General features: G+C 68.6%; 26 protein-coding genes and 2 tRNA genes. 24 read left to right on the forward strand and 4 right to left on the reverse strand.

Translation table 11 applies throughout. The annotated features are described in order from the left end of the window. Positions 1-50: 50 nt before the first annotated feature. Together MJ777_RS12535 and MJ777_RS12540 are read right to left on the reverse strand one after the other, a co-directional pair. Positions 51-1,043, reverse strand: coding sequence for a hypothetical protein (locus MJ777_RS12535; RefSeq protein ID WP_239376247.1), 993 nt, complete (start codon positions 1,041-1,043; stop codon positions 51-53). A 20-nt stretch (positions 1,044-1,063) separates the two neighbouring features. Beyond that, a complete protein-coding gene (locus tag MJ777_RS12540) occupies positions 1,064-1,513 on the reverse strand; it encodes an NUDIX domain-containing protein (RefSeq protein ID WP_239376249.1) in 450 nt (149 codons plus the stop codon). 520 nt (positions 1,514-2,033) lie between these two features. Between MJ777_RS12540 and MJ777_RS12545 the strand changes: the two genes are divergently transcribed. The 4 genes from MJ777_RS12545 (at position 2,034) to MJ777_RS12560 (ending at position 5,490) form a co-directional block, all read left to right on the forward strand. Beyond that, positions 2,034-3,470, forward strand: coding sequence for a hypothetical protein (locus tag MJ777_RS12545; RefSeq protein ID WP_239376251.1), 1,437 nt, complete (start codon positions 2,034-2,036; stop codon positions 3,468-3,470). A gap of 630 nt (positions 3,471-4,100) precedes the next feature. Beyond that, positions 4,101-4,361 carry a hypothetical protein gene (locus MJ777_RS12550; protein WP_239313597.1) on the forward strand — a complete coding sequence of 87 codons (261 nt, stop codon included), beginning with the start codon at positions 4,101-4,103 and terminating at the stop codon, positions 4,359-4,361. Continuing rightward, positions 4,354-4,728, forward strand: coding sequence for a GNAT family N-acetyltransferase (locus MJ777_RS12555; protein WP_239313599.1), 375 nt, complete (start codon positions 4,354-4,356; stop codon positions 4,726-4,728). Before MJ777_RS12550 ends, MJ777_RS12555 begins: the two co-directional genes overlap by 8 nt. Positions 4,729-4,791: 63 nt before the next feature. Then, complete coding sequence (locus tag MJ777_RS12560; RefSeq protein WP_239376252.1) at positions 4,792-5,490, forward strand: hypothetical protein; 699 nt, start codon at positions 4,792-4,794, stop codon at positions 5,488-5,490. Between the two features lie 526 nt (positions 5,491-6,016). Here the strand turns inward: MJ777_RS12560 and MJ777_RS12565 are convergent. Continuing rightward, on the reverse strand, positions 6,017-6,835 hold the full coding sequence (locus MJ777_RS12565) for a GntR family transcriptional regulator (protein ID WP_239376254.1): 819 nt from the start codon (positions 6,833-6,835) through the stop codon (positions 6,017-6,019). A gap of 227 nt (positions 6,836-7,062) precedes the next feature. Here MJ777_RS12565 and MJ777_RS12570 point away from each other — a divergent pair, with 227 nt between their 5' ends. The 18 genes from MJ777_RS12570 to MJ777_RS12655 all read left to right on the forward strand — a co-directional run bounded on the left by MJ777_RS12570 (position 7,063) and on the right by MJ777_RS12655 (position 22,611). After that, positions 7,063-7,755 (forward strand): DUF6284 family protein, encoded by a 693-nt coding sequence (locus MJ777_RS12570; RefSeq protein WP_239376256.1) that lies wholly within the window; start codon positions 7,063-7,065, stop codon positions 7,753-7,755. Continuing rightward, positions 7,752-8,357 carry a hypothetical protein gene (locus MJ777_RS12575; RefSeq protein ID WP_239376258.1) on the forward strand — a complete coding sequence of 202 codons (606 nt, stop codon included), beginning with the start codon at positions 7,752-7,754 and terminating at the stop codon, positions 8,355-8,357. Before MJ777_RS12570 ends, MJ777_RS12575 begins: the two co-directional genes overlap by 4 nt. Continuing rightward, positions 8,354-8,620 carry a hypothetical protein gene (locus MJ777_RS12580; RefSeq protein ID WP_239376260.1) on the forward strand — a complete coding sequence of 89 codons (267 nt, stop codon included), beginning with the start codon at positions 8,354-8,356 and terminating at the stop codon, positions 8,618-8,620. Before MJ777_RS12575 ends, MJ777_RS12580 begins: the two co-directional genes overlap by 4 nt. Beyond that, a complete protein-coding gene (locus MJ777_RS12585; RefSeq protein ID WP_239376262.1) occupies positions 8,617-9,495 on the forward strand; it encodes a DUF2637 domain-containing protein in 879 nt (292 codons plus the stop codon). Before MJ777_RS12580 ends, MJ777_RS12585 begins: the two co-directional genes overlap by 4 nt. Then, positions 9,492-10,937, forward strand: a complete 1,446-nt coding sequence (locus MJ777_RS12590) for a hypothetical protein (protein WP_239376264.1) — start codon at positions 9,492-9,494, stop codon at positions 10,935-10,937. The genes MJ777_RS12585 and MJ777_RS12590 overlap by 4 nt, the downstream gene beginning before the upstream one ends. Before the next feature lies 1 nt (position 10,938). Next, a complete protein-coding gene (locus MJ777_RS12595) occupies positions 10,939-13,047 on the forward strand; it encodes a hypothetical protein (protein WP_239376266.1) in 2,109 nt (702 codons plus the stop codon). Positions 13,048-13,324: 277 nt separating this feature from the next. Then, on the forward strand, positions 13,325-13,510 hold the full coding sequence (locus tag MJ777_RS12600) for an NUDIX domain-containing protein (protein ID WP_239376268.1): 186 nt from the start codon (positions 13,325-13,327) through the stop codon (positions 13,508-13,510). Next, on the forward strand, positions 13,507-13,704 hold the full coding sequence (locus MJ777_RS12605; RefSeq protein ID WP_239376270.1) for a hypothetical protein: 198 nt from the start codon (positions 13,507-13,509) through the stop codon (positions 13,702-13,704). The genes MJ777_RS12600 and MJ777_RS12605 overlap by 4 nt, the downstream gene beginning before the upstream one ends. 3 nt (positions 13,705-13,707) lie before the next feature. Further along, the gene (locus MJ777_RS12610; protein WP_239376272.1) at positions 13,708-14,163 is read left to right on the forward strand and encodes a hypothetical protein; all 456 of its coding nucleotides are present in this window, start codon (positions 13,708-13,710) and stop codon (positions 14,161-14,163) included. Between the two features lie 87 nt (positions 14,164-14,250). Next, entirely contained in the window at positions 14,251-14,820 is a 570-nt protein-coding gene (locus MJ777_RS12615; protein ID WP_239376274.1) for a single-stranded DNA-binding protein, read from the forward strand. Positions 14,821-14,919: 99 nt separating this feature from the next. Further along, on the forward strand, positions 14,920-15,111 hold the full coding sequence (locus tag MJ777_RS12620) for a hypothetical protein (protein ID WP_239376283.1): 192 nt from the start codon (positions 14,920-14,922) through the stop codon (positions 15,109-15,111). A gap of 8 nt (positions 15,112-15,119) precedes the next feature. Further along, entirely contained in the window at positions 15,120-16,226 is a 1,107-nt protein-coding gene (locus MJ777_RS12625; protein WP_239376285.1) for a DNA polymerase III subunit beta, read from the forward strand. Continuing rightward, the gene (locus MJ777_RS12630) at positions 16,223-16,486 is read left to right on the forward strand and encodes a hypothetical protein (protein WP_239376287.1); all 264 of its coding nucleotides are present in this window, start codon (positions 16,223-16,225) and stop codon (positions 16,484-16,486) included. Before MJ777_RS12625 ends, MJ777_RS12630 begins: the two co-directional genes overlap by 4 nt. After that, on the forward strand, positions 16,486-18,321 hold the full coding sequence (locus tag MJ777_RS12635) for a DNA polymerase (protein WP_239376289.1): 1,836 nt from the start codon (positions 16,486-16,488) through the stop codon (positions 18,319-18,321). The genes MJ777_RS12630 and MJ777_RS12635 overlap by 1 nt, the downstream gene beginning before the upstream one ends. Further along, a complete protein-coding gene (locus MJ777_RS12640) occupies positions 18,318-19,601 on the forward strand; it encodes a bifunctional DNA primase/polymerase (RefSeq protein ID WP_239376291.1) in 1,284 nt (427 codons plus the stop codon). The genes MJ777_RS12635 and MJ777_RS12640 overlap by 4 nt, the downstream gene beginning before the upstream one ends. Continuing rightward, entirely contained in the window at positions 19,598-21,055 is a 1,458-nt protein-coding gene (locus tag MJ777_RS12645; protein WP_239376293.1) for a replication initiator, read from the forward strand. Before MJ777_RS12640 ends, MJ777_RS12645 begins: the two co-directional genes overlap by 4 nt. Positions 21,056-21,244: 189 nt before the next feature. Next, the gene (locus MJ777_RS12650; protein ID WP_370652714.1) at positions 21,245-21,430 is read left to right on the forward strand and encodes a helix-turn-helix domain-containing protein; all 186 of its coding nucleotides are present in this window, start codon (positions 21,245-21,247) and stop codon (positions 21,428-21,430) included. Further along, the gene (locus MJ777_RS12655) at positions 21,427-22,611 is read left to right on the forward strand and encodes a site-specific integrase (RefSeq protein WP_239376297.1); all 1,185 of its coding nucleotides are present in this window, start codon (positions 21,427-21,429) and stop codon (positions 22,609-22,611) included. Before MJ777_RS12650 ends, MJ777_RS12655 begins: the two co-directional genes overlap by 4 nt. A gap of 7 nt (positions 22,612-22,618) precedes the next feature. On the opposite strand, the gene MJ777_RS12660 is transcribed toward MJ777_RS12655, so the two are convergent. Beyond that, positions 22,619-22,689 (reverse strand) — tRNA-Gly (locus MJ777_RS12660). A gap of 43 nt (positions 22,690-22,732) precedes the next feature. On the opposite strand from MJ777_RS12660, the gene MJ777_RS12665 reads away from it, so the two are divergent. Together MJ777_RS12665 and tig are read left to right on the forward strand one after the other, a co-directional pair. After that, positions 22,733-22,805 (forward strand) — tRNA-Pro (locus MJ777_RS12665). A 56-nt stretch (positions 22,806-22,861) separates the two neighbouring features. Further along, on the forward strand, positions 22,862-24,289 hold the full coding sequence (gene tig, locus MJ777_RS12670) for a trigger factor (RefSeq protein WP_239313603.1): 1,428 nt from the start codon (positions 22,862-22,864) through the stop codon (positions 24,287-24,289). Positions 24,290-24,668: the final 379 nt, after the last annotated feature.

The raw sequence follows: 24,668 nt of genomic DNA on the forward strand, positions 1-24,668 counted from the left end.
ACAGTCACCGGACCCCCTGACGCGCACATCGTAATTTCCGGCACTACGTTTCAGTCCGTATTGGCGCGAAACAGCTGATCGAAGGCGTTCGGACCATGACGGTCCTCCAGCCAGGCATGCACTTCCGACTGATCGCCGCTTAGAGTTCCTCGGATGATCGCAGCGTGTAGCTCTTCCTGATCGCTGCCGCCAATTTCGTCTAGGAAAGCTTGGTAGCGAGCGTTCACCACTCGTTCGTAGGAAGCCATAGCGGCCAAGTATCTGCCTTGATTTGCGACACCGACAGGCTCCGTCAGTGCTGCAAGGCTGGCCCGGTCGGTGTCCGAGAGCTGGCCCGTAGCGTCGCGGAATACCAGGCCATCGAACGCGGTGCGCCAGGCATTCAGCTTGTACATCGCCGCGACTTGACGGACGATGACGCGGGCCTCACGGTCAACAGCGCCTTCCGTCACGATTCCAAGATTGCGAGTCGTCCGCGAGCCCGGCCGGTCACGGGGCGAGTAGGGTGATCCGTTCAGGCCCCGCCGGTTCAGGCCGTAACGAACGCGGGTCAGTGCGTCGTTGTGCAGCGTATACACACGGAAGCTGCCGTAGTGCAAACAGTCGTGCGCATACGTCCGCAACAAGTCGAGCGCTGTTAGTGTCGTATGCTCCTGGCCAGATGCAGCCAGGTGGCCGTAGCTGGTCACCGCTGCGCCCAACTGAACGTGCCGGTACCCCTGCCGGGGATAGTGGAAGCCGCCGAAAGAAGAAGCGTCGCTGGAAAGAATTCCAACCCATACCCGGTCGACCGGCAGGGCGTCGAGTAGACCGAAGCTCGTGAGGCGCCGAGAGAGAATCACTAAACCGGCGTAGAAAATCTCCCGTAACAGAAGGTCATGCCAGCCATCCACAACCCAATGCAGGAGCGAGAAGTGAAGGTTTGGATGGTGACCGGTGAAGGTCGCGGATGCCCTGACGAATGCAAGCCGCTGCATCGCCTCGGCACGGTCTTCCGAGTCACCCGAAACATGTTCGTTCGGGCCTAGGAATGTCGGCGTCAACGACTTCTGGATCGGCCAGCTCAGCGTGTTTTCTGTATCAGGGTTCGGTGTGACTCCAGCAGGCCTTCCGGAAGGCGGTCCGTTGCGAACCACTGTGCCTCCAGGACTTCGAACGAATCGAGGTTGATATCTCCTCCGATGAGGTCTGCCGTGTAGGCAACCTCGACTCGCAGGCGATACCCGCTTTCCAGATTGACCAGGTCGCGGACACGGACCGTGAGCCCTGTTTCCTCCAGAACCTCCCGGGAAACCGTGTCCTCGAAAGTCTCCGACCGCTTTGCGTACCCGGTCGGGAGCCCCCACTGCCGATGCTCTGGCCACAGGCGATGCCGAAGGAGCAAAACGCGGCCCTCGTCATCCTTCACGATTCCGCTCACACCGACCATGAAGGTTGCATGCCACAGCCAGAGCACACGCCACTGCACCGAACCACGTAGCGTCCGCCAAGCCATCGCTGCAATCCTCTTCATAGTGCTGTTCCTTTCCATCGGTGTGTCCGCCGGCACCTTAGTGACCCGGCGATGATGCACCACTGCCCGAGGAGGGCCGCGGAGGGACGGCGATGCCAGCGGCATCATCCGGCCCAGCGGCTCCCCATTGCCGCCAGACATCCAGCCTCCCGTGATCACGAATGTGGAGCGACAGCCCCGGGGCAGAGCAGCGGACAGGGTGTGTGGCCCGATACGACCTAGCTCCGCCCGGAGCCGTCCGGCAGGCGTGACCCCGGCCATCGGATCCGAGGTATGCCGCGCCCACCGAGCTGCGGCGGCAGCCGGGGACCTAATGTCAGCCCGGCCGGAGCCGCCACCGCATCGTGTCGTGACTCTGCATGTCTGATCCAGGACAGTTAGAGGGGAGCGTTGAGGGGCCGATAGGGGGGCAGATAGCCGGGATAGTCGCCCCGACCGGTACGACCAGCGCGCCGAGAATGAGGAGACCAACCGCTACATGAGACGATCAGCCCATGCGCACCGCGGGAAAGCAGGGGCCGTGACCGAGCCGAACCACCAGCTACGAGGCGCGCGGGAACGCATTGAATCACCGCACGCACCCGGCCAGCCGCTGTCTCGCGTCGAGCTGGCGGACCTCGTCAACGAAGCGGTGTTCCGCGCCACTGGCCGCACAACCGCGATAGACGATCACTACATCGGAAAGCTGGAACGAGGTGCTATCCGCTGGCCGCAGGTGGACTACCGAGCCGCACTCCGCACCATCCTGCGGACGGATACCGATACCGCGTTGGGCTTTCGCCGCCCGCGTCGCACACACAGCCGGCCTACGGATGTGATTATCCCCCCGGTGGCCCTCAGCCCGCCCGGCACCGACCCCTCGGCGACTCGGGGAGTTGGGGATCATGCGAATCGGGAGCTACGTTCGACGACCACACCAGCAGGGAACCTCCCTGCTGACCTGGATCTCCTGGACGAGTGGTCAGCCATGCTACGTAGAGAGCTACTCACCCAAGGGGCGGCGGCGCTCACCACCCTCACACACCTTGAGTCGTATCTGTCCACATTCGATACCGATCCGATTTCGAAGATATCGGTGTTGCGTTCGGTGGTCACTTCGCAACGTCGTCGTGAAGGTGTAATACCTGCCCGTGACCTTGCCGGAATCGTGGTCGAACACCTACGTCTCCTTAGTGCGGTGGAGAAAAGCGCCTGTGACCCAGCAGCAAAAAGGCTCGCCGCCGAGGCCCTAAGTGAGGGGTTCGGATTCCTCGCATGGCTCGCGTGGGACATATGGGAGATCGGCTCAGCTCAACGCTATTACCATGCTGCGGTCCGAATGGCCCGGCAGTCCCAGCACCCGACTCTGCCGGCCTACATGCTTGGCAGCACTGCTGTCTTCACCGCTAAATCCGGGAATCCTCAACGTGCACTGGACCTTATAGACCAGGCCCAGGAATCCCTACGGCTCCACTCCAATGCGACCATTAAAGCCTGGTTGTACTCGACAGCTGCCACGACCCATGCAGTCGCACAGCAGAAGACTCAAACTTGGCGATACCTCGACATGGCCCAAGAAGCCACAGCTCAGATTAGCCGGGACGACATTCCTCCCTGGCCCTGGATCATGCGGTTCAGTGACGAGAAACTGGCAGGCTACCGACTCGCGGCCGCAGTCGATCTCCGTGACCCCACGACAGCGTTGAACTCCGCACCCTTGGCCACGAGAGCACAAGTTCACAGCGCGCAGCACGCCCTCAATCTACTGGCGCATGCCGATGCACACGCGATGCGGCGAGAATACGACGAGAGCGCCACGAAGGCCCTTGCCGCCATCGAAGCCGCATCAACCAAGACTTCCCAGCGAGTTATACGCGCAGCCTGGAAGACCCGTCAGGCGTTGCCCACATCACCACAGATTGCGTCAGTTCGACAGCTCGATGCCCGGCTCCGCGAGCTGGATCCGCTCGATATCTGAGAGGTAAAAGATGACTCGTGTTGGCATTACGGGCCACCGCGGATTAACTCCGGAGATAGAAACACATGTAGACCGGGAGATTCGCAGTTTCCTCGCTCAGCTGGGCCATTCCGACCTCATTGGAATCAGCTGCCTTGCGGACGGAGCGGACACCCTATTCGCTGAAGCCGTCCTAGATCTTGGAGGACAACTGATCATTTTAGTCCCCGCGCAGACCTACCGTGACAGTCTACCCGAGGAGCATCATCCAATCTACGATCACTTGTACAGTCAGGCGGAAAAAGTTCATCGGCTGTCCTATCGGGAGTCCGATTCCCAAGCGCACATGCACGCGAGTCGCATACTTGTAGATCAATCGGACCAGCTCATCGCCGTCTGGGACGGGCAGCCTGGCAGGGGACCCGGCGGAACAGCCGATGTCGTCGAGTACGCCCGCTGCCAGGGCCATCTGGTCCGCATCATCTGGCCCGCTGGAGTCAGCCGACCCTGACGAAAACACATCACCAGGAGTGTCGCCAGGGAGGAATGATCGCCATCGCTAATGTTCTATACTTCCTGAACGTCGCACGGTTCGAGCCCAGGACACGGGGACTCCGCCCCTCGACCCCGGCCTTCTCTCTGGAGGAGGGGGTGGACGTGGGACCGCTCGCCCCCACTATCCGGGATACGAGAAGCACCGCTGGCTGGTGTTCCACGAGGACGACGAGTTGTTGTTCGTCCACGTCCACCAAGTGGCGTTCCGACCAGCGCATCTGGACCACTCCGGCCCGTTGGGAAGACAAGATCCGCGCGCGGGAGCTGGCGTTCTCAGGCCAGGAACAGATCATCACGCTGCTGCCAGACTACTTCGGCCGCTTCGACTACAGCCCGTTTCGGCCAGCCGGTGACTGACCTTACGACGTGCGTGACGCTCGCCGAGGGCACCGCCCGGATGCCGGCCTGGGAGACACTGTCGGCCGACGGCGCGAGCGGGCTCGCCCAGACCGGGCGCTGCCTGCTGGCCCAGCTCCGGCACCTGAACCGCCCCATCGCACAAGCCCTGTACTTCCGGCTTGGCCCCGCCGACCTGCTCTACATGAGCACCTTTGACCCGGACTTCGCTGGTTGTTGCCCGAGCCAGCAGCTTCTTGCCGAGGCAGCCGCCGCCGCGCTCACGCAGGGAGCCAGCGTGATCGAACTGGGCCGAGGCGACGAGCCGTACCAATTCGGTCTTGGGGCTTTCCCTCGGTATCTCCGCGACGTGCTGGCTCCCGGATGACGACCGCCGACCCGCGACAGACCATGGGGCCGACCCGCGACAGACCATGGGTAGGTGGGGGTCATGGCTGGTCACCGCGACCGGGCGAGGCATCCGGCGGAGTCCCGTCCGGGTGCCCCCGGGTTTCCTCGCTGCCACCCTGCCGGGGCTGGGAGGGTTCCTGTCGTCCGAGATTGCCGACCGTCCGGACCTGGAGACCCCGACGACAAGCCCGGCTTCGACGGACGCGCCGACATTGTCCGTTTCCGGGCACGCCGGGGCGCTCAGTGGGAGCTGTCCGAATTCAGGCTCGCCGAGGACGTGTTCACCACGATTGGTGAAGCGAACAGCACCGCGGGGTCTCGCCAGGTTGCCGCAGCGCTCGTCACCAGCACCGGCCTGGAACGGGCGCTGTCGGTCTGGGCCCGCCTCGTCCGCCACCTCGGCTCCGCGATGACCTACCGCGTCATCACCCGGGTCCTGGACGAACGCCGCTTCAAGCGGACCGAACTGCGTCATGCCGCCGCCAACACGATCGTCACTCATCGGCCGAGGTGGCGCCCCGCCGACCCGGCTGACCTAGAGATCTGGGTGCTCGAATATCGTAGGTGCCACTTCGTCGCTGGCCTGCGGCTGTCCGACCGGCGGATGCGGCAGCACGGCGAGGGCCGGGAGAACAAACGTCACGGGGCGCTGTGTCCCGTCGCCGCCGCCGCGATGGTCCGCTCGCCGGGCAGAGTCCCGGCGACTTGCTGGACCCCTGTTGCGGGTCGGGAACGATAGTAGGGGAGGGCGACACACGTCCGGAGTCGCCCCGACGACGGCGCCGCGGGGGGCTCTCGTGCCCGCCTAGCGGCCCGTGGATGGCCCGCCGCCCAATGTTGATCAGCTGGGTCTGCTCCCTCCCTGCCCCGAGCAACGCCCTGGCCAGGGAGGGAGCGGCGGAGCGGGTGACCGGGATCGAACCGGCATGGCCAGCTTGGAAGACCCTTCGTGGTAAGGCGTTCGTCCTGCTGCGTAGGCGTTTGGGGGACTCGCGAGGATCACGGCGGGACCACGTCTGACCGTGGGTGTCTGGTAGATCGGGCACGTGATTGGGCACGCGTGGCAGTCGATGATCCTCTATATCCAAGCCGTCGCGGCGAACGCCGTGGCGGCTCTATCACACGAGCGGCCGGTGCCTGCGAGAGGTACCGGCCGTTTCGCGTTGTCTGCGCGGCCCGAAGGGCCGCCCTTGACCAAGTACGGAAAGTTGGCACAGGCCCGGTCAAGATTTCAAGACCGAAGCGGATGCCGTTGTCCACCTGGCCTACGTCGAGCGAATGACGGGTGTGGTTGGCCATCTTGCTGACTTGTCGCGCTGGAGTTCGGTCTCGAACTCAACCCGATCACTCGGGATGACGCAGACTGTGACCTCGATCGGCTTGCCGGTTTTGGCGGATGACCCGACTCGAGACAGTTCGACCACCGGAAGTGTGGGCGCGATCTCCAGTAGCCGTGCTTCTTCCCGCGACGGTTGCCGTACGCGGAAGACTTCGTGCCACGTAATCGGACCGTGTCCAACTTCCTCTAGGCGATCCAGATAACCACCTGGTCCGGTGTCCGGCTCACCAGCCTGTGGTGCGTCCACAATGCCATCGGGGTGAATCCAGGTGTCGACCAACTGGAAAGGAGCCTCCGCGGCCGGCGAGGTCACCCGCCGCCGACGAACCACCTTGGCGCCAGCCGGCACGTTCAGGATTGCGGCAATCGGTGTAGGTGCGGTGGCGGCTGCGGCCTGAGGCTGGCCGTGGGTCTGCCAAGGCTCGTCTGGCCGCCCTGCTGCCGGAAAGACGTAACCCCGCGCGGGGTCGCGCATGACCATACGTCCCCGCGTGATCCGCCGTCGCTCAGTGGACGCGTCGCGTACGAAGGAACCGCGCCCGTGTTTCGTAATGATCAGTCCTTGTTGCCGCAGCAGATCCAACGCGGGTCGGACTGCGGCGAGGCTGCAACCGAACTCGGCCGCCAAGGCATCCAGAGTTGGGATTTGATCACCTTGCGCGAGGTCGCCGGACTCGATGCGACCGCGAAGGCTATCGGCGATGCGGACTGATAGCGGTCGCGCGTCGGTGGGTTCACCGGTCATGGGTTCCAAAGTAGTCCGCCCATCTACATGTCAGCATGTCCTGCGGCCGATGGGTTGACAGGTTTGCATGCAGACATACAGACTATCCACGAACGGCAACGGAAGCGGCCCCCAGTCGGTGCTGGAACACCGGCTGAGGGCCTGAGATTCGGCCCTTGGCCGGTGTTTGCGCACCGGCGTGGCCTAGATCCGACCTTTCGGGAGGTCTGACCGTGTTTCAGCATGCCTTGCCTGAGCCTGATCCGGTACCCGCCGCTGGCGGGTCGTCTGCGCGTCAGGTTGATGCGCTCCGTGCGGGTATTGAGTTGCTCACCCGGATCGGCCCCGCGGTCGATCCCACAGGCGCCCGGGTCGCCATCTCCACCACCGACTACGGTTCGTCAGCGGACCTACAGGCCGCAGTGTCCGGGCCCGGGGGTGTCACGAAGGACGGGCCTGACACGGTGCCGGTTCGCCTGGCCGCTCTTCGGGCCGCGGCCGATGCGCTGGGTCTGCCGCTGCTCGTCACGTACGACTTCCCGGACGCGTTCGGCCTGCACATCAGCCTGGACATCGACGGAGTGCGGGTCCGGGTGTGGGACCACTTCACCGGTGACGAGATGCCTCCGGCTCGCGCCGCGTTCACCCAGACCGACTCACCTGCGGCCGACGACGCACCCGGCGGGGACGGGGAGCCGTCCGCTGCGGACCTCGCCGCGATCCTTGCTGAGACTCCGTTGATCGCCGCAGAGTTGGCGGTGGTGGACGCGGAGATTGCCGTGGCGTCTGACGGTGAGAGCACGTGGACGGCCCGTCGGCTTGCCACGGCCCGCCGTGACCTCGCCAGGGTCGCCGCGGGGTTTACCGCCGACCCGGACACCGCCACCTACCGTCCGACCCGACCATCCGCTGTTCCCGGGACGCTGGCGGCTGTGGCATGAGCGGATTCGAGCTTCAGACGACGGCTTCGTGTGGATCGACCGAGTACCTGGTCGTCGCAGGCGGGGTGGAGGTCGGCAGGATCTGGCGCGTCACCCGCTACAGCTGGGCGGGCCGGGTGCACCCGACCGGGGCGCTGGGACAGTGCTGGTACAGCCGGGAGGACGCGGCGCTGGCCGTGGTCCGGGAGGCCACGCTCGACCAGCCGGCCGTCGCGCATCCGTGCCGGTTCTGTGACGACCCGGTGTCCGGCCCTGGCGCCGATGACGGCATCGGGTTTTCGCACCCGGAGTGCGTCCCCCCGGACGACGACACGTATGAGGTACCCCCGCCTGCTCGGCGCGAGACCGTGCCGGACGGCCGCCATCGTGAGTTGGCACATGCGTTCCTCGAGGCGTTCACCGTCGGGGAGCTGGACCGGCTGACCGCATGGGCCTGGACGAGCGCGGACTGCACCGCCGCCCTCGACTACCTCCGCGACCTTGACCAGTGGTACGCCTGGCTGAAACTCCAGATTTTTCTGCTGAGGAAAGATCTGGAGGCGGGCCGGCCGGAGAAGCTGGCGGAACGTCTGCGTGCTGTGGCCGACGAGGTGACCCGATGAGCGTCACGCAGATCGCGGAGTTCACCGCCGACGGCACACTCGTCCGGGTCGTGGCCACAGACGAGCTGGCGGCTATGACCGCCGGCTACACCCTGCCGGTAATCCACGGTGTGGTCTCCCGCCAGACCGGCGAGATCCTGATCGCGCTGGCCCCGGAGCATGTAAGCGAGGTACAGGCACGCCGGTTGCTCGAACACCTGCCGGTCGGGGTGGACCTGCTCTTCTGGCGGCACCCGGACCGGTTCTGGACGGTCACGTCATGACCGGCCGTCTGCGCACAGCCGTCCGTGGCGTGCTCATCCTGGGCATGGCCGCATCCGTGGTCGCCAACGTCCTCCACGCACAGCCCACACTGGTCGCGCGTGCGATCGGCGCCTGGTCCCCGCTGGCCCTGTTGTTGACCATCGAGCTGGTCGCGCGGGTACCCGTGGTCCGCCCGCGCCTGGCATGGCCACGGCGCGCGGCCACCACCGCCATCGCGGGCATCGCCGGGTGGGTCTCCTACTGGCACACCGTCGCGGTGTGCGAACGGTTCGGCGAGTCACCAGCGTCGGCGCACCTGATCCCGTTCTCGGTGGACGGACTGATTGTCGTCGCCTCGGTCTGCCTGGTCGAGATCGGCGCTCACCGGTCCGTACACATCCCCGGTGACAGCGCACCCATGGCCGTCCCCGGTGCGGCCACGGCTGGCACGGCTGTGGTGCATACGAACACCGCGGACCCGCCGTCTGTGGACCAGAGTTCACGGCCTGACCTGAGCAAACAGGCCGATCCGAACCAGTCCGGACCAGCGTCCGAACCACCCCTTGGCACGCCCGCGGCTCACCGGCCGGCACGGTCCGACACAGGGTCACGCGTACCACGCTCTGCCCGTCGCACCCCACCCGTACCGACCGACGACGCGTTGCACGACGCGCTGGACGCACTGGGAGACGACACGATCATGGCGCAATCCGTGCGCGCCACCGCGACGCATCTCGGCATCGGCCTGACCCGCACCCGACGCCTGTTGACCGAACGCGCGGACCGCGGACCACGGCTGACCGTCGTCCCACCAGCCACTACCGCCGATCCCGAGATCCTTCCCGTGCCCTCCCCGCGGGAACGGGAGACAGCCACCGCGGGAAGTGCCCGGTGAGTACCAGCCGTGAGAACCAGCAGCCGTCGAAACCGGCGGGGAACACCACCCCGGCCGACGTGTCAGAGCCCGGCTGGGTACCGGTACCTGATCGACCCTCAGCCCCGCCGGTGGTATCAGGGGGACGCGGCCGGGGTGGGCACGTACAGCTCGGCCCGCTGGCGGTCCTGGCTGGTGAGGCCGCGACCACCGCGGGCGCGGGCCTGTACACCGCGGCAGGACTACCCGGGCTGCTGGTCGCGGCCGGGGCCGGGATCGGGGCCGCCGCGTTCCGGATGACCCGCCCGGATCGCCGTCCAGGCCGAACCGGCAGTATCGCCCCAGGCAGTACGGGCACCCGGCCACACCGGCCGGCCCGGTCATCACTGGCCCTTGGAATGCCGCCGCTGGCGTCACTGACCCGGTCCGGTGGCGCAGGCCGGACGGGCCGGCCGGCTTCGGGCCGCTCCGGAAACGGGACTACCCGGGCCGGGTCAGGCCGGCGGGTCGCGGGTCTGGGCCGCCTGAACCTGCCGCGGCTGGGCACAGGGGGCGGATCACACCGGGGACACCTGGCCCGCCCGGGTAGGTCCGGGCCGGGACTACGGCTACCCCACGCAGGACCGCTGACCGGTCCCGGCACGTCTAGCACCGCTGCTACGCGTCCCGCCGGTCCGCTGTCGGTACGGGTACGTCGTGCGGCCAGGCGTACCGCGCGTGCGCTGGGCCGTACCGGACGCGGCGCTGCGGGTGCGATAGCCGACGCCCGGCGCGCGCTCCGTGCCCACCCATCGGGGCGGGGTGCGGTCCGGGCGGCATGGCGGGGTGATCCGCTACGCCCCTGGGTGCGGCGTCGCTGGGTCCGCCGGGCCCTGGCCGCGCTCCTGGCCACCGGCGGCGCGGGAACGCGTAGCGCGTGGCGATGGCTTCACCACCGCCGTCCCGTCCAGACAGCCCCGGTGGACGACGGCGGTGTGGCCGACACCGTCAACAACCCGCAGGCCCCCACGCCAGCCGGGCCCGCAGACCCCACCGGCACGACACCGGCCACACCGTCCGCGCCGGTCCCGCACCCCGACGACCAGCCGCCGTCTGCGTTCCGTCCCGCTCCCGTTCCCGGAGGACCCGTGAGCCAGTTCGCACCTGCCGCCCACCTTGAAGACGCCGTGGCCGCGGTAGCGAAATACGACCCCGACACCATGTTCGAGTTCTTCGGCCACCTCAAGCAGCTCCCGGAGATGTGCGAGAACTTCGCGAAAATCTTCACAACGTTGGCCGTGAAGACACACGACGAGCTACCCGCGGCCCCGACCGTGGTCGCGCTGCTCGAGGAGATGAGCCGGGTCAGCCGCATGGTCGGCCAAGCCGCGCAGGAAATCGAGCCGGGTGCCCGCCGTGCCCACGAACACGACCTGGCCCGCCAGGAAGCCCCCCGTACCAACGAGAACAAGTGGAACGTGTGACATGGGTATCCGCGACGCCCTGCCCGGCCGGGACGAGTGGGACCACGGCCCGGTCATGGGCACCATCAACGCCGCCGGTGCCGCGCTCACGGCCGCCGCACTCGGGCACGCCGCCGACCTGGACCCCCACTGGGGTGCGATCGGCGGGGCCGCTGGCGCGGCCGGTGCGGTGATCAGCGGCCGGCGTGCGGACCTGTCCGCCGGCAGCATCGGCTACCGGGCGGGCTGCTTCGCCTGCGCCGGGGCGTGGATCACCCGGGCGTTGGCGACCACCCCATGGGACGTCACCCACCTGGGCATGCTGACCGCCGGTGCGGTCGGTGCCGGGGTCCTGGCCCCGGCGCTGGCCCGCCACGAACGCCAGGAGCAGGAGAAGCGGCACCTGCGGCTGGCCATCACAGCCCGGCAGGCGCGGGCCGGGGAGTGGGAGGAACGACTCACCAAGGTGTGCGCTGCCCGCGGGGTACGGGTCCTCGCCGTACAGACCTGGCCGACCACCTTCGGACCCGACGGCCACGAGCACGAGACCGGCTACACCGTCGAAGTGGCACTGCCCCGCGGGGGCATGACCTGGCGCGACATCGCGTCCCGTGCGGAGCGGCTCGCCTCCGACGCGGACCTACCCGAGGGCTGCACGGTGGAGGTCAGTGCCGGTGCCCGCCGGTCCCGGGTACTGCTGCGGGTGAGCACCCTCAACGCCCTGGCCACCGCACTGCCCTACCCGTCCGAGCACCCGAACAGCTCCGCCACCACCGACTACGCGATCGGCCGGCTCCGGGACTCTGCCCCCGCCCTGGTGCACACCCGTGAGCGCACCGTGCTCGTGGTCGGGCAGAAAGGCGGCGGGAAAACGAACCTGCTGCACGTGTTCATCGCCCGCCTGTCGGAGATGGTCGACCAGCTCGTCTGGGTGATCGACCTCAACGGCGGCGGGCTGGCGCAGGCATGGCTACGGCCCTGGCTGCACCGCCAGGCCCCGCGGCCGGCGGTCGACTGGGCCGCGGCCACCGTGGAGGAGGCGCTACTGATGACGCGGGCCGCGATCGCGATCGGCCGGGGCCGCAAGACCGCCTACCGGGACCTGCGCCACGCCCACAACACCGACCTGCTGCCGGTGTCCGCCACCCTTCCCCAGATCACAATCATCGTGGACGAGTCGAAGAGCATCACCGGGGACGGGGTCCGGGAGCGGGCCCGGGTCACGCTCGGCGAGGACCTGCTGACCATCCAGGAAGAGCTGCGCGCCGAGGGTGTCAACCTGATCCGGTGCAGCCTGCGACCCACCGGGTCTGCCCTTGGAGGGATCGACGCCCGGGTGCAGTCCGCCATCCAGATCATGATGAAGCCTGGTGAGCCCGAGGAACTCCACAAACTGTTCGCCAACTCCGCCGGCCTGTCCGCCGAGGACGCCCCCTACCCGGGGAACGGCTGGCTCGCGGTCGATGGTGGACGCCCCTCCCCGATGCAGGTCTACCGGCTCAAGCCCCAGGACATCGAGCGCGTCGCGCTGGCCGTCTCCGACCGTCGGCCCGCCCTCGACACCCCCTCCGTCCAGCTCGCGGGTCCGACCTACGCCACCCGGTGGGCCCCAAACCGGCTCGCCTGGCTCACCACCGACACCCCCGCGGAGATGACCCCCGCCAGCACCACCGGTAGGGAAACCCGCCGGCCCGCGCCCCCCGGTGTCGACCCCGACACCACCAGCGGGATAGACACCGGCGCCATGGACGGCCTGGCCGCCCAGCTACGCGCCGAACGGCTGGCCGCCGACGCCGACCGCGCCGCGTTCGACGCGATCGTCTCGGGCTGGGAGCAGACCACCCCCGACCCCGAAGAGGCCGGGTCCACCCCGACCGGTCCGGCCGCGACGGAGCTGACCTCAGCGGAGATCCGCGGCCGGATGCTGGAGTTCCTCTACACCGCCGGCCCGGCCGGCAAGACCGCCACCGAGATCTGGGAAGCGATCGTGAAAGACGGCCACGACCGTAGCCGGCAGGCGGTCTCCGAGTGGCTGCGGTCCGCCGTCGCCACCGGCCAGGTCGTGCAGCCGGTTCCCCGTGGCCCCTACATCCACGCTGATCACGCACCCCGTACCGACAACGGACAGTGACGCACGCTCGACGACGCAACCGATGACGCAAGCAACGACGCAAGGCACGACGCAAGGCACGACGCAAGCCCTTGCAAGGCCCTGTGACGTCCCCATACAGCACCCCTGAGGGCACGCCAGAGACCACCGGCACGACCTTGCGTCATCCACCTCGAGCCCCCTCCCGGCCGTGACGGAACGTCGCCATCCACCGGCAGTAGATGCCCTGGCGACAGCGGCCACCCACCCCCTTCCACAACCTGTGGATCACCCCTATGTACGGAGAGGCGGTACCTCCATGTCCGCAGCCCTCGACGTCGTCAGGCTGACCGCCGACGTGATCGCGCTCGCCAACCCCGCCGGTGCCCCGCACGTCCTGCTGATCCGCCGAGGCAAGGACCCGTATGCCGGCCGGTGGGCGCTACCCGGCGGGCACGTCGACCCCGGCTACCGGGGTGGCAATGAGGGTAAGGACGCGCGATGAATCTCGATGTCGCCGGGTGGGCGATAGGTACGGAACGGCTGTGGCTTGTCCCCGGGCGAGGGAAAGTGCTTGTTGCCGTTTCGGTCAAGAACACTCGCGTGTCCTATGGACGCACCCAGTTTTTGGTGGAGCCACTCGCGGGCCGTGGTGCCCGGTGGGTGGACGCCGAATCCACCCGGGATGTGGAGGAATAGGAAATGGCCCGTTTCTCTCCCGCCTACCGTGAGTACATGTCCGGCCCTCGCTGGCGGGAACGCAAGGAACAGCACTGGCGGTCCCGGTGGACGGTCAAGAGTTGCATTGTCTGCGGTGCCCGGCGTGGTGAACGCTCGCTGGACATACACCATCTGGCCTACCGGAATCGTCGTGACGGTTCCATGGCCGACCCGCGCCGTTGGGAGCTGGTGCCGGCCTGCGCCCATCCCTGCCACCGCTGGGTCATCACACCGTTGTCGCGGGCGCCGTACGTCCGTGCCGGACTGTTTACCGTGCTGGCGGTGGTGGCGCTGTGGTATGGCGCGCCGGTCGTACCAACTGCCGCCGCGACCGTTGCGGCGTTGGCGTTGCCGCGGATTCCGGAGGCGACATTCCTCGCGTTCGTCCTGGGCCTACCCGTCCGGCTCGTTCGGGCGATAGGGAGGCTGATCCGGTGACAACAGTGCCGTACGACAGCCGCGTCGTGGACGGCTGAGCGGAACAAAGAAACGCACTCACCCCCCCTTTTTTGAAAGGACACCGTCATGGCTGGAGAGACCACGATCACGGTGATCGGGAACCTGACCCGAGACCCCGAACTACGGTTCACCCCGACCGGAGATGCGGTCACCGCGTTCACGATCGCCTCGACCCCCCGGGTGTTGGACCGCCAGACCAACCAGTGGAAAGACGGCGACGCGCTGTTCCTGCGCTGCTCGATCTGGCGCCAGCCCGCCGAACACGTCGCCGAGTCCCTGGCCAAAGGCATGCGGGTCATCGTGACCGGCCGGCTCAAGCAGCGGACGTTCGAGACCCGGGAGGGCGAGAAGCGCACCGTCATCGAGCTCGACGTCGACGAGATCGGCCCGTCGTTGAAGTTCGCCACCGCCCGCGTTGTCAAGGCCACCCGCGGCACCCCGACCGGCCCAGCACCGGCTACCGGCTCCTACTCCCCGCACCCGGCCCCAGCCCCAGCCCCAGCTGCCTACCCATATCCGGCACCGGGGCAGTACCCGCCGGCCACACCCACCGACGACGACCCGTTCTCGATCTCCCCCGGCCAGCCCGACCCCTGGGCATCCCCGGCCGGCTACCCGGCCACCACAGCAGCCTGACCGATCGCGTGGTAGCGGCAGGCAGGCCCCCGTCGTCCGGCCAGACCCGTGGGGCCGGCCCGCCGCCACCACTTCACCCCTCGAAGGGATCTGCTCATCATGCCCGGAAACCTCCTGACAGCGTCGCCGTTCCCGACGGTGCTACCCGACATCGACTCGGTCGCGTACCAGACGGCCCGCCGGATACTCGAAGACCATCCGGTCACGGCGTCGATGGCGCCGATGGACCTGTCCGCACTCGCGCAACACCTGGCAAACGTGATCACTGACCTTGCGGCCGGTGCGGCATGAAGGCCACCGTGGAGTCTGCTGACCTACGCCCGGCGGTGCTGTGGGCGGCCCGTATCCTGCCGAAGCATCCCGCGTCCCATCAGATGATCCTGGCCGGGCTGCTCCTCGACGCCACCGACAACGCCACGATCACCGTCTGCGGCTTCGACTACGACACCGCCGTCCGCGCGACCATCCCGGCCACGGTGCACACCCCCGGGCGGATGCTCGTGCCCGGTACCGTGCTCGCCGGGCTGGTGGCGACGATGCCCGACGGCCCGGTCGATCTCCTACCCGATGCCGGCCGGCTCGACCTACGCGGCCCCGGCCTCCAGGCCTGCCTGCCCCTGATGCCAGCCGATGACTACCCCACCCTGCCCGACCTACCCACCGAGGTCGGCCGCATCCCCGCGGTAGTGCTCCGCGACGGCGTGGACCGGGTTACACCCGCCGCCGGCCACGACCCCACCCTGCCCGCGCTGACCGCGGTCCATGTCACCGTCGGGGACCATCTGGCGTTGGAGGCCACGGACCGCCACCGCGCCGCGATCCTCGACCTGCCCTACGAACGGCCCCTGGACACCGGGGAACCGGTGGCCATGCTGGTACCCGCCGGCACCCTGACCACCCTTACCCGCACCATGACCGGCACCGTCACCCTGCACGCCGATACCAACCCCGAGGGGACTGCCCGGGTCGGGATGGCCTGGGACGGCCGGCAGGTCACCACCCGGCTGATCGACGCCGAATTCCCCCCGGTCCGCACCGCGTTCACCCCCGACACGATCACACACCGGGTGCGGGCCGACCGGGCTATGCTGCTCGCCGCGGTCACCCGGGTCACCCCGGCCGGCCGTCGAGATGACCCGGTCCGTCTGACCATGGACGCCGGCCGGCTCACGGTCACGATGACCGGCGCGGACGGGCAGTCCGCCACCACCGACATCCCCGCCACCACCGACGGCGGTACGGACGAGTGGCACTGCCACAACCGGTACCTGACCGACGCGTTGCGGGCGTTCCGCGGCGAGCAGGTCGTCATCGGCCGACGGGGGGACAGCGGCCCCACCGACATCGATGACCCTGCGGACACCGCCTACCGGCACCTGATGGCCGTGGTGCAGGTGCACGGATGACCCCGCCAACCACCACCGCCCTGTTCGACCTGCCCGACACCACCACCGGGCCGGGCACCCCGGCCGCGCTGGGCTACCAGGCCCACCCGACCGGCCCGGTCACCGTCGCGCTGGCCGGGGACGGCTATAGCTGGCTCACCGTCGTCCTGCCCGCACCGGTACCGCTGGTCTGCGACGTGCACGGCACGGTCATGGTTCTCGCCGACCCGCCGCCGTTGTGGGTCTGTCCGACCTGCACCACCCCCGCAGGAGGCCGGTGATGGTGACCTACGACCGTACCCACCACGGCCACCGGATGGTCGTGCATGCCCCGCGGCCCGGCGCGTTCGACCCAGCCGCCTTCGGCCGGGATGTGGCCGGGCAGGCGATGCTCGGCCTCGACGTGGAGACCAGGCCCCTGCCCGATACCGGGCCCGGTCACTTCGGCCCGGCCGCCGGGCTGCGCCTGGTCCAGGTCGCCACCCCGACCATCGGCTGGGTCCTGGACCCGGCCGACCCCGCCCAACGGGCCACGGCCGTCGACCTGCTGGCTGACCCGGCCCGCCGGTTCGTCACCCACACCAACTTCGATGTACTCGCGATCTGGTCAGCGTTCGGGATCGCGCTCGGCCAGCGGGTCATCGATACCCACCTGCTGTCCAAGCTGGTCAACCCGGACGAACGGGCCGGCCACGGCCTGAAAACCCTCACCGCCCGTCACCTCGATGATGGACTGGTCGTGGCCGAGCAGGTGTTGCACGCCCGGATGCAGGCCCTGGCCCCCGCCACTCACCGGGCCGGGGGCCGGTGGAAAACCTGGGGATGGGCCAACCTGCCTACCGACGACCCGGCCTACGTCGTCTACGCCGGCCTGGACGCGATCTACGTCCGACGGCTCCTGCCCGTCCTGATGAAGGCCTGCGCCCCGTTCTCCCACCTGGTCCACCTCGAGCAGTGGCTCGCCGCGCAGTCCACCGGGATCACGATCCGTGGCCTGGCCCTGGACCAGCCCTACACCCGCCGGCTCCTCGACCAGACCGAAACCACCCACCACCACGCCGACCAGGTCATCCGCACCACCGTGGGATGCGCGGCCACCAGCCCGGCGTTCGCCACCTGGCTGGACTCCCACCAGGTACCCGGCCCGCGCACCGCCACCGGCCGGCTCCAGGTCAGCGCCGACACGCTGGCCGCCCTGGCCCGTGACCTCGACACCGGCCGGCTCACCCTGCCCACCGACGTGCGGGCCATGCTCACCGCCCGCCGCCACGTCGCGGCCACCTCGAACACGATCGCGAACCTGCGGAGCTTCCTGACCGCCGCCGACACGGCCGGCCGGCTCCACCCCCAGATCAACACCCTGCGGGCCCGTACCGGCCGGATGTCCATCACCAACCCGGCGTTGCAAACCTTGAAGAAGACCGACCCCCGGCTACGGCACTGCCTACGCGCCGACCCCGGCCACACCCTGATCTCCTGCGACTTCTCCCAAGTCGAAGTCCGGGTCACCGCCGCGCTGTCCCGCGACCGGGCCCTGACCCGGGTCCTGCTCGACGGGGCCGACATCCACGACGCCACCTCCCGGCTGCTGTTCGGCCCCGGGTTCACCAAGGCCCAACGGACGCTGGCGAAACGCGCCACCTTCGGCACCATCTACGGCGGCGGGATCGGCGCGTTGATGAACGCCACCGGCGCCACCCAGCAGGTCGCCGCCGACGTGGTGAACCGCTGGCGGGCCGCCTACCCCGGCGTGGCCGCCTACTCCCGTCACATGGCCACCGTGCCGGTCGTGGTCACCGGGTCCGGCCGGCGCATCCCCGCCGACCCCGACCGGCCCTACGCCAACGCCAACTACGCCGTCCAGAGCACGGCAAGAGATCTCCTCGTCGCCGCTGTCTACGAGCTGGCCACCCACCACGGCCTGCACGAGGCGCTGTGGCTGTTCGTCCACGACGAAGTCATCCTCCACGTCCCCACCACCCGCGCCGAGGACGTCCGCCGACTCCTCGAAACCACCATGACCACCACCTTCCGCGGTATCCCGATCACCGCCGACGCCGAGATCCTCGGCACCCACTGGGGCACCCTGCCCCCCACCACCGGGGATGCGCCATGACCGTGCCTTGTGCAGATGGGACGGATCTGCCGTCCCATCCGATGCGCATCCTGGTCACCGGGTCACGGACGTGGACCAACCGGCGGACCATCGCCGCCGCGCTGAACCGGGCCGCCCGCGACGCCGCCGGCCGCCGGGTCGTGCTGGTCTGCGGCGCCTGCCCCACCGGCGCCGACCGGATCGCCGAGGACATCGCCACCGCCCACGGGTGGCACGTCGAACGCCACCCCGCCGACTGGGCCCGTCACGGCCGCGCCGCTGGACCCCACCGCAACACGGCCATGGTCAACACCGGGCCGGACCTGTGCCTGGCGTTCATCGCCGACGGCAGCCGCGGCGCCACCCACACCCGTGACCGTGCCGAACGCGCCGGTATCCCCACCTACACCTACACCTACACCTACACCAACCAGCCGGAAGACCCCCGCCTGACCGCGGCCCACGCGCTGATCGACACCGGCCGGGCGGTGTTCGTCCTGGGCCGCACCAAACGCCCCGTCGCGAACTGCCCGGCCTGCCACTCCACGAAAGACGGCCCGGCCCACGACCCGCAGGCCTGTACCTGCCTGACCTGCCACGGCTTCTACGCCGCCACGAAGGACCACACCCACATCGCCGCCATGCTCACCGCGGTGCCGGACGGCCTGCTGGCCGTGCGCACCGGCACACCGTCCGGACTGGTCGTGGTCGACATCGACCCCCACCACGGCGGCCAGCTCGACCGAAACCTGATGACCCCGACCGCGACCGTGGCGACCGGCGGGGGTGGCTGGCACCTGTACTACACCCACCCCGGCCACACCGTCCGGTCCCGCCCACTCCCCAGCCGGCCCGGGATCGACATCAAGGGCGACGGCGGATACGTCGTCACCCCACCCTCGGTCCACCCGACCACCGGCCACCCCTACCGGTGGATCGGCCGCCGGCCCGTCGCCGAGATGCCCCCCACCCTGATCGATGCCATCCGGACCCCCGCACCCCCGACGATCCGCACACCCCTAACCGAGCCGACCCGACGAGAAAACAGGGGGGCCATCTCCAACCCCGCCGCTCTGATCGCCGCCACCTTGGCCGCCGTCGACCGGGCCCCCGAAGGACGCCGCCGCACCACCCTCTACGGCGCAGCCCGCGGCCTGGCCCGGCTCGTCGACACCGGCCACCTCACCCCCGCCGCCGCGGTCGCAGCCCTCACCGACTGCGGACAGCGCAACGGCCAGAATCCCCGCCAGATCCACGCCGCGATCACCGGCGGATTCACCGCCGAAGGACTCGGCCTATGACCACTCTTACCCTCCCCGCCGACGTCCGCACCGCATCCACCGACCGCATCGAGGACGGCACCTTCACCGCCCTGTGGTCCCAGATCACCCGCATCCACGGATGCGCACGCCCCATCCGCCTCACCGGCCGCATCCGCCACGTCGACACGGCAACCGGCGAAATCAAGCAGGTGTTCGACTCCGCCAGCCAGCCCGACGGCACGATCCTCCTACCCTGCGGGAACCGGCGCGCAAGCGTCTGCCCGTCATGCTCCTACCTGTACGCCGGGGACGCCTGGCAGATCGTCCACGCCGGTGTCGACGGCGGCCACGATGTCCCCACCACCATCGCTGAACACCCCGGCCTGTTCGTCACCGTCACCGCACCCTCATTCGGCCCGGTGCACTCCCAACGCCGCCACCACGGCCGCATCCGGCCCTGCCAACAACACCCCGGACGCTGCCGCCACGGCCACCCCCGCTGCACCCGCGTCCACACCGACACCGACCCCCTCCTCGGACAAGCCATCTGCCCGGACTGCTTCGACTACCCCGCCGCCGTCCTGTGGAACGCCACCTGCTCCCGGCTATGGAAACGCACCATCGACCTGACCATCCGACGCCTGGCCACCGTCACCGGACACCGCGAACGCACCCTACGCACCCTCGTGCGGATCTCCTACGTGAAAGTCGCCGAAGGCCAGCACCGCGGACTCATCCACTTCCACGCCATCCTGCGCGCCGACGCCCCCACACCCCCCGGCAGCTGGGAACCACCCCCCGGATGGCTCACCGTCGACACCCTCGCCGCCGCCTGGAACTGGGCCGTGGCACACGCCCGCCACCCCTGCCCGAACCCCCGCCGCCACACCCCCACCCGCCCCGGCGGCCCCCACACCTCCCCGGTACACACCCGATGGGGCGAACAAAACAACACCCAACGCATCGCCGTCACCGGCGGAGAAATCACCCCGAAGCAGGTCGCGAACTACATCCCCAAATACGCCACCAAAGACATCACCGACTCCGGGGTCCTCTACCGCCGCATCCGCACCCTGACAGAGCTATACACCCTGCTCCCCACGCTCACCCCCCACCAGGCCCGGCTGGTCCGTACCGCATGGGAACTCGGTGGCTGGCCCGACATGGCCGAACACCGCCTCCGCGAGAACGCCCACATGTTCGGCTACCGCGGGCACTGGCTCACCAAATCCCGCCGCTACTCGATCACCTTCGCGACCTGCCGGGAACGCCGCCGGACCTGGACCCGCACCCACACCCCCACCGGCGAGGAGCGCACCCCGCTCGACGCCTGGGGACGCGACTTCAACGACGACCACGTCATCACCCTCGCCACCTGGCAGTTCCACTCCACCGGCTACGCCCGCACCGGCGACCAGGCCCTCGCCGACATGGCCGCCAACCAAGCCCGATCACGACGGGAAGCCGCCCGAATCGACCAGCAGGCGGCCTGACCCTGTGCCACACCGGCTCGGGACAACACCGCCCACTCATGAACCCACCACCGCCGGCCAGCACGCCGCGGAGGCGTTCCCGGAAGGAGCACCTACAGCGTGACCACCACAACCCGACGGCAAAACGCCGTCCCAGCGAAGACCACGCCTGGTCCCGGCGGACAGCGAAGCGTTGCGGCGCTCGCCGTTGTGCCCACAGACAAGATCCTGACCGTTGCCCAGGTAGCCGACACGATGGGTACGTCCGTCCGGTTCGTGCGCAGGTTGATCGCCGAGCGGCGCATTGCCTTCCACCATCTGGGCCGACACGTCCGGCTCCGCGCGTCTGATGTCGAAGCCTTCATTAACGCCGGCCGGGTGGAGGCGCTGCGGTGAGCAAGCGCGTGTTCGGGACGGTACGCAAGCTTCCGTCGGGACGCTGGCAGGTCCGGTATCCAGGTCTAGATGGTCTGCGTCGTGCTGCACCGGGAACGTTCGCGACGAAGGCGGACGCCGACGCCCACCTTGCTGAGATCCGGACTGACATGGCCCGTGGTCGCTGGATTGATCCGGACCGGTCGAAGGTGCGCTTCGAGGACTTCGCCGCGCGCTGGCAGCGGGAGCGGACCGATCTACGGCCTCGGACGGTGGAGCTGTACGCGCGGCTCCTGCGCCGGCAGATAAACCCGTATCTCGGGTCGCGGCCGTTGTCCTCGATCACCACGGATGTGGTGCGCACCTGGCATGCGGAACTCACCACGGTGCACCAGGAGGGGGTGAGCACGACGGCGAAGGCGTACCGGCTGCTGCGGGTGATCCTGGCCACAGCGGTCGTGGACGGCCTGATGCCGCGCAATCCGTGTCAGATCAGGGGTGCGGGGGTGGAGCGGCCCCGGGAACGGACAACGGCGACTGTAGATCAGGTCTACGCCCTGGCGGACGCGGTCCGTCCGCGCTTCCGGGCGTTCGTGCTGCTTGCGGCGTTCAGCGGGTGTCGGTGGGGTGAGTTGGTCGCGCTCACCCGCCGCCGGCTTGACCTCGACCGGGGCACGGTTGAGGTGGCCTCGACCTGGGTGGAGCCGAGCAAAGGCAAGCCGTTCGCCGGGCCGACGAAGACCGAGGCGGGTCAGCGTACGGTGGCGCTGCCCCCGACGCTCGCGGCCGAGTTGCGCGCCCATCTCGATGCCTATGCGGCATCGGGTCAGGATGGTCTGGTGTTCCCGGGGGTGAAAGGTGCTGTGATCAGCCGACGTAACTTCAACAAGGCCGCTGGGTGGCGCGCGGCGTGCGAGAGCGCCGGCCTGCCCGACTTCCACTTTCACGATCTTCGTCACACCGCGAACGGCCTCGCCGCTGAGGCGGGTGCAAACCTGGCCGAACTCATGGACCGGATGGGGCACGCCTCGATGCGTGCGGCGCTGGTGTACCTGCACGCGACCGACCGGCGGGGAGCCGCGATCGCGCGGGCGATGGACGCCACGATCGCGGGCAACCGCAACGGCGGGAAGGGATTGGGCACGGACAGGGCACGCGGCCCCTCTGACGTGGCGGAGCCGAACGGCGATGCCGTTGCCTAGCAGGCGGAGCGGGTGACCGGGATCGAACCGGCATGGCCAGCTTGGAAGGCTGGGGCTCTGCCATTGAGCTACACCCGCGGAGCGTCGCTTACACTACCCGTAGGATACTGAAGCAACGCCTCGGGGCGTAGCGTAGTGGCTAGCGCGCCTGCTTTGGGTGCAGGAGATCGGGAGTTCGAGTCTCCCCGCCCCGACCGGTAATCTCGGCGCGTCCATCCGATCCACTGCCGCATCAGGAGTTAGCCGCGCCGTGAAGGCCACCAAGGAGACCCTAAGTCCCACCCGGGTCAAGCTGACCGTCGAGGTGCCCTTCGACGAGCTCAAGCCGTCCGTTGACGCCGCCTACCGCAAACTCGCACGGGAAGTCCGGGTTTCCGGCTTCCGGCCGGGCAAGGTGCCTCCGCGTATCCTTGACCAGCGTCTTGGCCGGGGAGTGATCCTCGAGGAGGCCATCCAGAACGCCTTGCCGCGCTTCTACACCGATGCCGTGCAGCAGGAGGACGTAGACGTTCTGTCCCGTCCCGAGGTCGGCATCAGTTCGTTCGAGGACGGTGCCCCGCTGGTTTTCACAGCGGAGGTGGACGTCCGGCCGGACATCGTTCTTCCCGACTATGACAGCCTTGAGGTCATCGTTGACGCGCTCGAGGTGACTGACGAGCAGATCGATTCACAACTGACGACCATGCGTGAGCGCTTCGCCGTGCTCAAGCCGGTCGAACGCCCGGTGCAGACCGGCGACTTCATCTCCCTCGACCTTTCCGCGACCGTGGACGGCGAGGTCGTCGAGGGTGCCGAGGCTGCCGGTATGTCCTACGAGGTCGGTAGCGACACCTTGATCGACGGTCTGGACGCGGCGGTCATCGGTGCCGACGAAGGAGAGAGCCGTACCTTTGTGACCGAACTGCTCGCCGGTGAGTTCGCCGGCAGCTCGGCCGAGGTCACGGCCACCGTCCGGGGCGTCAAGGAGCGTGAGCTTCCCGAGCTTGACGATGACTTTGCCACCACCGCCAGCGAGTTCGACTCGCTGGCGGAGCTGCTTGCGGACATCCGGGAGCGTCTTGTCCGTGAGGCCGAGCGCGACCAGCTCGGGCAGGCGCGTGAGCGTGTTCTCGACGCTCTGATCGAGCGTGTTGACGTGCCGTTGCCGGTCTCGGTCCTCGATGGCGAGGTCGAGGCTCGCGAGCATCGTTTCGTTCATGATCTTGAACGGATGGGCGTTGACCGTGAGGCCTACCTCAAAACACTTGGCCGGACCGACGAGGAGCGCCTCGACGATGTGCGGCGACTCGTCGAGAGGACACTGAAGTCGCAGTTCATCCTGGACGCTGTGATTGATGCCGAGCAGTTCGGTATAGATCAGGGCGAGCTGATGGAGCAGGTGATCGGTCGGGCGCAGCGCATGGGCATGAGTCCCGAGGCCTTCGCTCAGCAGCTCGCCCAGGGGGATGGCCTTTCGGCGATCATGATTGACGCGCTGCGGAGCAAGGCACTCGCCTTCCTGCTGCGACAGGTGAAGGTCGTTGACACGGCCGGAAGCGAGGTGGTGCCACCTGATCAGGCGGCACCGATCGTCCCGCCAGGCGAGGACATCGAAGACGTTGATCCTGATGTCGATGCCGCCACGGACACCGATGCGGAGGATGCGGGCGGGTCGACCGATCCCGCGCCCAGCGGCTGAGCCGCCCTGGTCCGTCCGCGGCCGGGTGAACGGTTGTCAGTGGCCCCCGGATATCCCGTCCGGGGGCCACCGCGCGTTCTGTCCGGCTGCGCGTTCCGTACGGCCGGAGCGCCCGGTGACCTGGGCCTGCGGCTGGTCAGCCGCGCGGTTGGGGCGTTGTGATGCCGCCCCACGCTGGAGTGCCCGGCAACAGGGGACGCGGCGTCGCGGGCTTGGGCCACCCACCTCGTCGCATCGCTCCCCGTCCATCGCCGTCCATCGCCGCGCGATGCACGGGTACCCCGGCTCGTCAGTCGCCACCCAACACCTCCGGTGGCTCCCTCCGCCGCCGCGCGATGCACGCACCCCAGCCCCACTCCTTGATCCACACCCCTATTGC

It is taken from the genome of Protofrankia sp. Cj5 (genome assembly GCF_917627405.1).
In the GTDB taxonomy this organism is placed as follows: Bacteria; Actinomycetota; Actinomycetes; order Frankiales; family Frankiaceae; genus Protofrankia.

Bases quoted from the DNA above. Each gene is read 5' to 3' on its own strand.
- MJ777_RS12540 (WP_239376249.1), bottom strand. From the start codon at position 1,513: ATGAAGAGGATTGCAGCGATGGCTTGGCGGACGCTACGTGGTTCGGTG.
- MJ777_RS12560 (WP_239376252.1), top strand. From the start codon at position 4,792: ATGGCTGGTCACCGCGACCGGGCGAGGCATCCGGCGGAGTCCCGTCCG.
- MJ777_RS12565 (WP_239376254.1), bottom strand. From the start codon at position 6,835: ATGACCGGTGAACCCACCGACGCGCGACCGCTATCAGTCCGCATCGCC.
- MJ777_RS12575 (WP_239376258.1), top strand. From the start codon at position 7,752: ATGAGCGGATTCGAGCTTCAGACGACGGCTTCGTGTGGATCGACCGAG.
- MJ777_RS12580 (WP_239376260.1), top strand. From the start codon at position 8,354: ATGAGCGTCACGCAGATCGCGGAGTTCACCGCCGACGGCACACTCGTC.
- MJ777_RS12585 (WP_239376262.1), top strand. From the start codon at position 8,617: ATGACCGGCCGTCTGCGCACAGCCGTCCGTGGCGTGCTCATCCTGGGC.
- MJ777_RS12595 (WP_239376266.1), top strand. From the start codon at position 10,939: ATGGGTATCCGCGACGCCCTGCCCGGCCGGGACGAGTGGGACCACGGC.
- MJ777_RS12600 (WP_239376268.1), top strand. From the start codon at position 13,325: ATGTCCGCAGCCCTCGACGTCGTCAGGCTGACCGCCGACGTGATCGCG.
- MJ777_RS12605 (WP_239376270.1), top strand. From the start codon at position 13,507: ATGAATCTCGATGTCGCCGGGTGGGCGATAGGTACGGAACGGCTGTGG.
- MJ777_RS12610 (WP_239376272.1), top strand. From the start codon at position 13,708: ATGGCCCGTTTCTCTCCCGCCTACCGTGAGTACATGTCCGGCCCTCGC.
- MJ777_RS12615 (WP_239376274.1), top strand. From the start codon at position 14,251: ATGGCTGGAGAGACCACGATCACGGTGATCGGGAACCTGACCCGAGAC.
- MJ777_RS12620 (WP_239376283.1), top strand. From the start codon at position 14,920: ATGCCCGGAAACCTCCTGACAGCGTCGCCGTTCCCGACGGTGCTACCC.
- MJ777_RS12630 (WP_239376287.1), top strand. From the start codon at position 16,223: ATGACCCCGCCAACCACCACCGCCCTGTTCGACCTGCCCGACACCACC.
- MJ777_RS12635 (WP_239376289.1), top strand. From the start codon at position 16,486: ATGGTGACCTACGACCGTACCCACCACGGCCACCGGATGGTCGTGCAT.
- MJ777_RS12640 (WP_239376291.1), top strand. From the start codon at position 18,318: ATGACCGTGCCTTGTGCAGATGGGACGGATCTGCCGTCCCATCCGATG.
- MJ777_RS12645 (WP_239376293.1), top strand. From the start codon at position 19,598: ATGACCACTCTTACCCTCCCCGCCGACGTCCGCACCGCATCCACCGAC.